The organism is uncultured Limnohabitans sp. (assembly GCF_937889215.1).
In the GTDB taxonomy this organism is placed as follows: domain Bacteria; phylum Pseudomonadota; class Gammaproteobacteria; order Burkholderiales; family Burkholderiaceae_C; genus Limnohabitans_A.
Window position 1 is genome coordinate 1 of record NZ_CALBEX010000204.1, and the last position, 8,895, is coordinate 8,895.

The 8,895-nt window shown below is 58.4% G+C and carries 10 protein-coding genes; all 10 read left to right on the forward strand.

What is annotated here, in order from left to right:
* A partial coding sequence (locus Q0341_RS05285; RefSeq protein WP_299511032.1) for a BamA/TamA family outer membrane protein occupies nucleotides 1-681 on the forward strand: 681 nt, incomplete at its 5' end.
* 26 nt (nucleotides 682-707) lie between these two features.
* Nucleotides 708-1,199, forward strand: a complete 492-nt coding sequence (locus Q0341_RS05290) for an OmpH family outer membrane protein (protein WP_299511040.1) — start codon at nucleotides 708-710, stop codon at nucleotides 1,197-1,199.
* 23 nt (nucleotides 1,200-1,222) lie between these two features.
* Complete coding sequence (gene lpxD / locus Q0341_RS05295) at nucleotides 1,223-2,209, forward strand: UDP-3-O-(3-hydroxymyristoyl)glucosamine N-acyltransferase (protein ID WP_299511033.1); 987 nt, start codon at nucleotides 1,223-1,225, stop codon at nucleotides 2,207-2,209.
* 2 nt (nucleotides 2,210-2,211) lie between these two features.
* Nucleotides 2,212-2,658 carry a 3-hydroxyacyl-ACP dehydratase FabZ gene (gene fabZ / locus Q0341_RS05300; protein WP_299511034.1) on the forward strand — a complete coding sequence of 149 codons (447 nt, stop codon included), beginning with the start codon at nucleotides 2,212-2,214 and terminating at the stop codon, nucleotides 2,656-2,658.
* A gap of 5 nt (nucleotides 2,659-2,663) precedes the next feature.
* Nucleotides 2,664-3,458, forward strand: a complete 795-nt coding sequence (lpxA, locus tag Q0341_RS05305; RefSeq protein WP_299511035.1) for an acyl-ACP--UDP-N-acetylglucosamine O-acyltransferase — start codon at nucleotides 2,664-2,666, stop codon at nucleotides 3,456-3,458.
* Nucleotides 3,459-3,514: 56 nt separating this feature from the next.
* Complete coding sequence (gene lpxB, locus Q0341_RS05310) at nucleotides 3,515-4,633, forward strand: lipid-A-disaccharide synthase (RefSeq protein ID WP_299511041.1); 1,119 nt, start codon at nucleotides 3,515-3,517, stop codon at nucleotides 4,631-4,633.
* Entirely contained in the window at nucleotides 4,605-5,222 is a 618-nt protein-coding gene (gene rnhB / locus Q0341_RS05315; RefSeq protein WP_299511036.1) for a ribonuclease HII, read from the forward strand. Before lpxB ends, rnhB begins: the two co-directional genes overlap by 29 nt.
* Nucleotides 5,219-5,992 (forward strand): RNA methyltransferase, encoded by a 774-nt coding sequence (locus Q0341_RS05320; protein ID WP_299511037.1) that lies wholly within the window; start codon nucleotides 5,219-5,221, stop codon nucleotides 5,990-5,992. The genes rnhB and Q0341_RS05320 overlap by 4 nt, the downstream gene beginning before the upstream one ends.
* A 199-nt stretch (nucleotides 5,993-6,191) precedes the next feature.
* Nucleotides 6,192-7,355, forward strand: coding sequence for a glutamine-hydrolyzing carbamoyl-phosphate synthase small subunit (carA, locus tag Q0341_RS05325; protein ID WP_299511038.1), 1,164 nt, complete (start codon nucleotides 6,192-6,194; stop codon nucleotides 7,353-7,355).
* A 1-nt stretch (nucleotide 7,356) separates the two neighbouring features.
* Nucleotides 7,357-8,895, forward strand: a 1,539-nt coding sequence (gene carB / locus Q0341_RS05330) for a carbamoyl-phosphate synthase large subunit (RefSeq protein WP_299511039.1), incomplete at its 3' end; no start/stop codon positions are given.

An 8,895-nucleotide genomic window follows, 5' to 3' on the forward strand; every position in this document is an offset into this window, starting at 1 on the left:
GCGGGTACGGGTTTGCCTGACAGATATCTTGATTATGCGAATACATTTGGAACCACAAGCTCGGCACTGCCTTTGACAGTGGGTTGGGCGCGTGACGGCCGTGACAGCGCCTTGGTGCCGACCCAAGGCACGTTGCAGCGCTTTAACGCGGATGTGAGTGTGGCGGGCGACGTGCGTTACATTCGCAGCAGTTACCAGTTCCAGCAGTACATTCCCATCACCAAAAAATACACTTTTGCCTTCAACACCGATCTGGGTTGGGGCCAAGGCCTCAAAGGCCAACCATATCCCTTGTTTAAAAACTTTTATGTGGGTGGGCTGGGCAGCGTGCGAGGGTTTGAACAGTCCACTTTGGGCCCCAGCGAACCGACCAGTTTGACAAACACGGCCCCTATTTATTTGGGTGGCCCGAAAAAGTTCGTTCTCAATGCAGAAGTCCTGATGCCTTTTCCGGGTGTGGGCAACGACCGCACATTGCGCTTGTTCGGGTTTACCGATGTCGGGCGTGCTTTTGGCGAGGACGAAAAGGTATCCTTGGGAGAGCTTCGCGCCTCCGCAGGCATCGGTTTGAGCTGGATTTCACCGATGGGCCCCTTGCGCTTTTCTTATGCCACGCCCATACGCAAGCAGACAAACGATAAAATCCAGCGACTTCAATTCCAAATCGGAACTTCTTTCTAATGAACACGTTTCGTCTAAAACTCTCCATGTTCTTGTTGGCTGCGGCCACATCATTGACTGGCTTGGCACAGGCACAAGACTTCAAGATGGGTTTCGTCAACACCGAGCGCATCTTCCGCGAGGCCGAGACAGCCAAACAAGCCCAAGTCAAACTCGAGCAGGAATTTTCCCGCCGGGAAAAAGAATTGGTGGAAACCGGCAACAACCTCAAGCTCTCGTCAGAAAAGTTCGAACGCGAAGCGCCCACTTTGGCTGAGTCTCAGCGCACGGCGCGCCAAAAACAATTGATCGACCAAGACCGTGAGTTCCAGCGTAAACGCCGTGAGTTCCAGGAAGACCTGAACACCCGTAAAAATGAAGAGCAGCAGTTGGTCGTCGAACGTGCCAACCGTGCCGTCAAGCAAGTGGCTGAATCTGAAAAATACGATGTGATTTTTCAGGAAGCCGTGTATGTCAATCCTAAGCACGACATCACCGAAAAGGTCATCAAGGTGCTTAACGCCTCGTTGGTCAAATAATTACTTCTGGCCGGTTTGTCTTTGTGCCTTTGACGCTCGCCACTCTGGTTGATCGACTTGGCGGCCGCTTGTGTGGCGATCCTGCTTGGGCCATCGGTGGCTTGGCGCCTTTGCAATCAGCCGGGCCCGACCAGATCAGTTTCCTCAGCCACCCCAAATACCAAAGCCAACTCGCTGCCAGCCAAGCTGGTTGCGTGATCGTAGCGCCCGCCTTTGAGGCGCTGGCCTGCAACGGGCGTTCGGCCATTGTGACCGAAGATCCGTACCTGTACTTTGCTCGCCTGACCCTTTTGTGGAAGCAAACCCAAGGTGTCAGTCCCGGGCCTCGCATTCACCCCAGCGCCGTCATCGACCCGGGTGCTTGGGTGGCCGAGGATGCCGTCATTGGCCCCTTGTGCGTCGTTGAGCGCGGAGCCCGTGTTGGTTCGGGCACAGTCCTGAAGTCGCGTGTGACTTTGTCGGAAGGCTGCTCTGTGGGGTCGCGTTGCATCCTGCATTCGGGGGTCGTTATCGGCGCAGACGGTTTTGGTTTTGCCCAACACCAGGGGCAATGGGAAAAAATTGAACAACTGGGGGCGGTGCGCATCGGCGACGATGTGGAAATCGGCGCCAACACTTGCATTGACCGCGGCGCGTTGGATGACACCGTGATTGAAAACGGCGTCAAACTCGACAACCTGATTCAGATCGGCCACAACGTGCACATCGGTGCCCACACAGCCTTGGCCGGTTGCGTGGGTGTGGCCGGCAGTGCGCGCATCGGTGCCCATTGCACCGTGGGGGGCGGGGCGGTGGTGCTGGGGCACTTGACGCTGGCCGACCATGTGCACATTTCAGCGGCCTCAGTGGTGACCCGGTCCATTTTGCAGCCAGGGCAATACACCGGCATGTTCCCTTTGGACAGCAATGCCAACTGGGAAAAGAACGCGGCCAGCCTCAAACAACTTTCCCGCTTGCGTGAACGCATCAAGGCGCTGGAGAGCGAGATTCATAAAAACAAGGAAACATGACCATGATGGACATCCACAAAATTCTCAAACAGTTGCCGCACCGCTACCCCATCTTGCTGGTGGACCGCGTGCTTGAACTCGAAAAAGGCGTGCGCATCAAGGCGCTGAAAAACGTGTCCATCAATGAGCCGCATTTTCAGGGGCACTTTCCGCACCGCCCGGTGATGCCGGGGGTGCTGATGCTCGAAGCCCTGGCCCAGGCGGCTGCTTTGCTGGCTTTCGATACCTTGGGTGAGACACCCGATGACCAGACCGTGTATTACTTTGCGGGCATCGATGGTGCACGCTTCAAGCGCCCGGTGGAGCCTGGCGATCAGCTGATCTTGGAGGTGGAGCTCGACCGCATGAAGGCCGGCATCTTCAAGTTCAAGGCACGCGCCAAGGTGGGCGATGAGATCGCCGCCGAGGCCGAGTTGATGTGCACCATGCGGAAAATCCCGCAGGCTTGAGCATCATGAGCCAAATCCATCCTACGGCCATCATCAGCCCGGGGGCCGAGCTTGATAACTCGGTGAGCGTGGGGCCATACAGCGTGATCGGACCCCATGTGCGCATCGGTGCCGGAACCACTGTGGCCAGCCACTGCGTGATCGAGGGCCACACCACGATTGGCTGCGACAACCGGATTTTCCAGTTCAGCTCCTTGGGGGCAGTGCCCCAGGACAAGAAGTACAACAACGAGCCTTGTGAGTTGGTGATCGGGGACCGCAACACGGTCCGCGAGTTTTGCACCTTCAACATCGGCTCGCCTGGCGACCGGGCCGTGACTTCGGTGGGCAACGACAACTGGATCATGGCTTATGTGCATTTGGCACACGACTGTCAGGTGGGCAACCATACGATTTTTGCCAACAACACGCAACTCGCAGGTCATGTGGTGGTCGATGATTGGGTGATCCTGGGTGGCTTCACCGTGGTGCACCAGTTTTGCCGCATTGGGGCGCACAGTTTCACGGCCATGAACACTTTGTTGTTCGCCGATCTGCCGCCTTTTGTGATGGCACAAGGCCAGCCAGCGCAAGCGCGTTCGATGAACTTTGAAGGCTTGCGCCGGCGCGGGTTTTCGGCCGAACGCATCAGTGCCGTCAAGGCCATGCACAAAGCGCTTTACCGTGACGGCCTGTCGCTCGGCGATGCCATGGCCCGCATTGCGGCTTTGGCCGTCGACAAGCCCGAGGCCCAGCCCGATGTGGACATGATGCTGGGCTTTTTGCAAGCCGCTTCACCCCAGCGCGGGATCGTGCGTTGACACAACCCGCAGACTCGCCCGTGCCCAAAGCCCCTGCGGGGGCTTTGTCCTTTGCCATGGTGGCAGGAGAGGCCTCGGGTGATTTGCTGGCGGGTTTGCTGATAGAGGGCCTGCACTCGCGCTGGCCGCAGGCGCATGGAGTGGGTATTGGTGGGCCACGAATGCTGGCTCAAGGTTTTGACGCGTGGTGGCCACACGAAAAGTTAGCCGTGCGGGGTTATGTCGAGGTGCTGCGCCATTACCGGGGCATCGTCGCCATTCGCGATCAGTTGCGTCAACGATTGCTGGCCCAGCCGCCCGACGTGTTCATCGGAGTCGACGCTCCTGACTTCAACCTTGACCTCGAATCCAAGCTCAAGGCTGCAGGTATTCCCACGGTGCATTTTGTGTGTCCCTCTATCTGGGCTTGGCGGCCTGATCGCATCGATAAGATTCGGCGCAGCGTGGACCACATGCTTTGCATTTTTCCCTTTGAGCCAGCGCTTTTGGCCCAGGCCGGGGTGCAGGCCACTTACGTCGGTCACCCCTTGGCGCAAACCATTCCCATGCAACCGGATCGCTTGGCGGCCCGTCAATCCCTGGGCCTGGATGCGCAAAGGCCCGTGGTGGCGGTTTTGCCGGGCAGCAGGCACTCTGAAATCGAGCACCTAACGCCCCGCTTTGCACAAGCCGCCCAAATCATGCAGCGACAAAACCCGGACTTGCAATTTGTCTTGCCCGCCATCCCCAGCTTGCAGGCCCGCATTCAGGCGCTCATCGATGCGCAAGGAGGTGTGCCGGGTTTGCAGGTGCTCCACGGCCAGTCGCACGCCGCGCTGGCCGCGTGTGACGTGACCTTGATCGCCAGTGGCACGGCCACGCTGGAGGCAGCTTTGTTTAAGCGCCCTATGGTCATTGGCTACCACATGAATTGGATCAGTTGGCAGATCATGAAGCGCCAACAGCTACAGCCCTGGGTGGGTCTGCCCAACATCCTGAGCGAGGACTTTGTGGTGCCCGAGTTTTTGCAGGACCGCTGCACGCCCGAGGCCTTGGCCCACGCTTGTCTGTCCTGGTTGTCCGCGCCTGACCGGGTGGACGCCTTGCAGTTCCGATTTCAACAATTGCACCTGGCCTTGCAGCGTGACACAGCCCAGCTCTCGACCCATGCCCTCGAAAAAGTCCTCTCGCGTTGAGCAATCCGCCTTGCTTTTTCACGTCTCCGGCTTGACGGCAGGTGTTGACGAGGCCGGGCGCGGGCCATTGGCTGGCCCGGTGGTCGCCGCCGCTGTGATCCTCGATGATTTGAACCCGATTCGCGGACTGAACGACTCGAAAAAACTCTCGGCCAAGCGCCGCGAAGCCTTGTTTGACGAAATCCGGGCGCGTGCCTTGTGCTGCGCGATCGCTGAGGCGTCGGTGCAAGAAATTGACCAAATCAACATCTTGCAAGCCACTCTGTTGGCCATGAAGCGGGCCGTGGAGGGCTTGCGCCTGCCGCCCAAACTGGTGCTGGTCGATGGCAACCGATTGCCCTTGCTGCCCATGCAAGCCGAAGCCATTGTCAAAGGCGATGCGCTGGTGCCGGCCATCTCGGCCGCTTCCATTTTGGCCAAGGTGCACCGTGACCGCTTGTGCCAGGCGATGCACCAACAATTTCCCTTGTATGGGTTTGACCAACACAAGGGCTATGGCACAGCCCAGCATTTGGCCGCTTTGCAAGCGCACGGCCCAGCGGACTGTCACCGCATGACATTTGCCCCTGTGGCCAGGAGTGTGAGATGAAACCGATCAGTTCGCGGGATAACCCACACCTCAAAGCCTGGCGGCGTTTGGCCCAAGACAGCACGGCTTACCGCAAGGCGGGTCAATTCTGGCTGGAGGGCGATCACCTGTGCCGCGCCGCCTTGCAGCGTGGCGTGCGTCCGCTGCAGGTGGTGTTGACCGAGTCGTTTCAAGCCGAGCAGGGCGAACAATGGCTGGGGCTGACCGATCAAGTGTTTGTGGTGCCCGATGCCTTGTTTGCCAGCCTCAGTGGCTTGGAGTCACCTGCCCGCATGGGTTTTGTGGTGGCATGGCAAGCCGCCCATGAGGTGCTGACAGATGTTCCTACAGTGGTGCTTGACCGATTGCAGGACGCGGGCAATGTGGGAGCCATTTTGCGCTGTGCCTCGGCTTTTGGTTACCGCCAGGTGTTGGCCATCAAGGGCACGGCGGCCTTGTGGTCGCCCAAGGTGCTGCGCTCAGGGATGGGAGCACATTTTGGCCTGCATCTGGTCGAGGCGCTCAGCGAGGCCGATGTAGCGGCTTTGCAGGTCCCATTGCTCACCACCAGCTCGCACAAGGGGCCTTTTTTGCACGCTTTGTTGCAAGTGGGTGATTTGCCGCAAAAGTGTGCGTGGGTCTTCGGGCACGAAGGGCAGGGCGTCAGCGCGAACCTTATGGCCATGGCCCGGCACCAGGTGCGCATTGCCCAGCCGGGCGGCGAAGAGTCTTTGAACGTGGCTACGGCAGCAGCGATTTGTCTGCATGCCAGTGCGACGGCTTTTTTGTAATGATTTTGTAGTCTATGAGGCAGGCTTTGAGGTCAGATTTGTCAGGGTTTTCATTGAGTACTCGGCTATAATAGTGGGCTTTCCCGCATCAACCTGTACGCCACAGTCCATCTCAGGTCCAATCCTTTAACAAGCAGCCCAAAAGAGATCACATCTCTGGTGAGTGCTGAGGCGTACCCGAACTATTCCGGAGAACCCAGTGCTTTTGTCTCTTCAGGGAACCTTCCCGCCCGCCATCTTGGCGCTCGCAGACGGCACGGTCTTTATCGGCAACTCGATTGGAGCCACCGGCTCCACTGTCGGCGAAGTGGTGTTCAACACCTCGCTCACCGGCTACCAAGAAATCCTCACCGACCCCAGCTACTGCCAGCAGATCGTCACCTTGACGTACCCGCACATCGGTAACTACGGCGTCAACGTGGAAGACATCGAAGCCGACAAAGTCCATGCCGCTGGCTTGATCATCAAAGACTTGCCTTTGATTGCGAGCAATTTCCGCTCTAACCAAACCCTGTCCTCTTATCTGGTGGAAGCCGGTACAGTGGCCATCGCCAACATCGACACCCGCCAACTGACCCGCATCCTGCGCACCAAGGGCGCGCAAAACGGTTCCATCGTGGGTTTGGCCAAAGGCCAAGCGTTCACCCAAGCGGTCATTGACCAGGCGATTGCCGCAGCCAAGGCGGCCCCCAATATGGCGGGTCTCGATTTGGCGCAACAAGTCACAGTGACCCAGCCTTACGACTGGACCCAAACCGAGTGGCAACTCGGTGCCGGTTATGGCACTCAGGAATCGCCCAAGTTCCATGTCGTCGCGTACGACTTCGGCGTGAAGAAAAACATCTTGCGCATGCTGGCTGAGCGAGGCTGTAAAGTCACGGTGGTCCCAGCCAAGACACCTGCCGCCGAAGTGCTCAAGCACAAGCCCGACGGCATCTTCTTGTCCAACGGCCCTGGCGATCCACAACCGTGTGATTACGCGATTGCGGCCGCAGCCGAGTTGATTGAAACCGGCATCCCGACCTTTGGCATTTGCCTGGGCCACCAGATCATGGCATTGGCCAGCGGCGCGAAAACTTTCAAGATGAAGTTTGGCCACCATGGCGCGAACCACCCTGTGAAAGACCTCGACTCCGGCCGCGTGTCCATCACCAGTCAAAACCACGGTTTTGCGGTGGACGAAAAGACATTGCCCGCCAACTTGCGTGCCACACATGTGTCTTTGTTTGACGGCACTTTGCAGGGCTTGGCCCGCACCGACAAGCCGGCGTTCTGCTTTCAGGGTCACCCCGAAGCGTCGCCCGGTCCACACGACATTGCTTACCTCTTTGACCGCTTCATCCACCTGATGGAGGCCAAATAACATGCCAAAGCGCACCGACCTCAAAAGCATCCTCATCATTGGCGCCGGCCCGATCATCATTGGTCAGGCTTGCGAGTTCGACTACTCTGGCGTGCAGGCTTGCAAAGCTTTGCGTGAAGAGGGTTACAAAGTCATCCTGATCAACAGCAACCCTGCGACGATCATGACCGACCCGGTCACGGCCGACGTGACCTACATCGAACCTATCACCTGGCAGACCGTCGAGAAGATCATCGCCAAAGAGCGCCCCGATGCCATCTTGCCCACCATGGGTGGACAGACTGCGCTGAACTGCGCTTTGGACCTGTGGCACCACGGCGTGCTCGAAAAATACAAAGTCGAGCTGATCGGCGCAACACCCGAGGCCATCGACAAAGCCGAAGACCGTCTGAAGTTCAAGGACGCCATGACCAAAATTGGTCTGGGTTCCGCGCGTTCCGGCATCGCCCACAGCATGGAAGAAGCCTGGGATGTGCAAAAGACTTTGGGCTTTCCCACGGTCATTCGCCCCAGCTTCACTTTGGGCGGCACGGGCGGCGGCATTGCTTACAACCCCGAAGAGTTCGAAGTCATTTGCAAGCGCGGCTTGGAAGCTTCGCCTACCACCGAGCTGTTGATCGAAGAATCGCTGCTCGGCTGGAAAGAGTACGAGATGGAAGTGGTGCGCGACAAGGCGGACAACTGCATCATCGTGTGCTCGATCGAAAACCTGGACCCCATGGGCGTGCACACCGGTGACTCGATCACTGTGGCCCCTGCCCAGACGCTGACCGACAAGGAATACCAGATTCTGCGCAATGCCTCTTTGGCAGTGCTCCGTGAGATCGGTGTCGACACGGGCGGCTCGAACGTTCAGTTCTCCATCAACCCGGTTGACGGCCGCATGGTCGTGATTGAGATGAACCCGCGCGTATCGCGCTCGTCGGCCTTGGCGTCCAAAGCCACGGGTTTCCCGATCGCCAAAGTGGCCGCCAAGTTGGCCGTGGGTTACACGCTCGACGAGTTGCGCAACGACATCACAGGCGGTGCCACGCCTGCGTCGTTCGAGCCCTCAATCGATTACGTGGTCACCAAGATCCCACGTTTTGCGTTTGAAAAATTCCCGACGGCCGACAGCCGCTTGACCACCCAAATGAAATCGGTGGGCGAGGTCATGGCCATGGGCCGCACCTTCCAAGAGTCGTTCCAGAAAGCCTTGCGCGGATTGGAAGTCGGCGTGGACGGGATGAACGAGAAAACGCAAGACCGCGAAGTGCTCGAGAAGGAACTGGGCGAGCCCGGTCCTGAGCGCATTTGGTACGTGGGTGATGCGTTTGCCATGGGCCTGAGCGTGGACGAGGTGTTTGCCTTGACCAAGATCGACCCTTGGTTCCTTGTGCAGATCGAAGAGATCGTCAAGATCGAACTTGAGCTTGAAACCACGACGCTCGAAGCCATCACTGCAGACGAGTTGCGTGCGCTGAAGAAGAAGGGCTTCTCGGATCGTCGCTTGGCCAAGTTGCTCAAGACCACCGAGCATGTGGTGCGTGCCCGTCGTCAT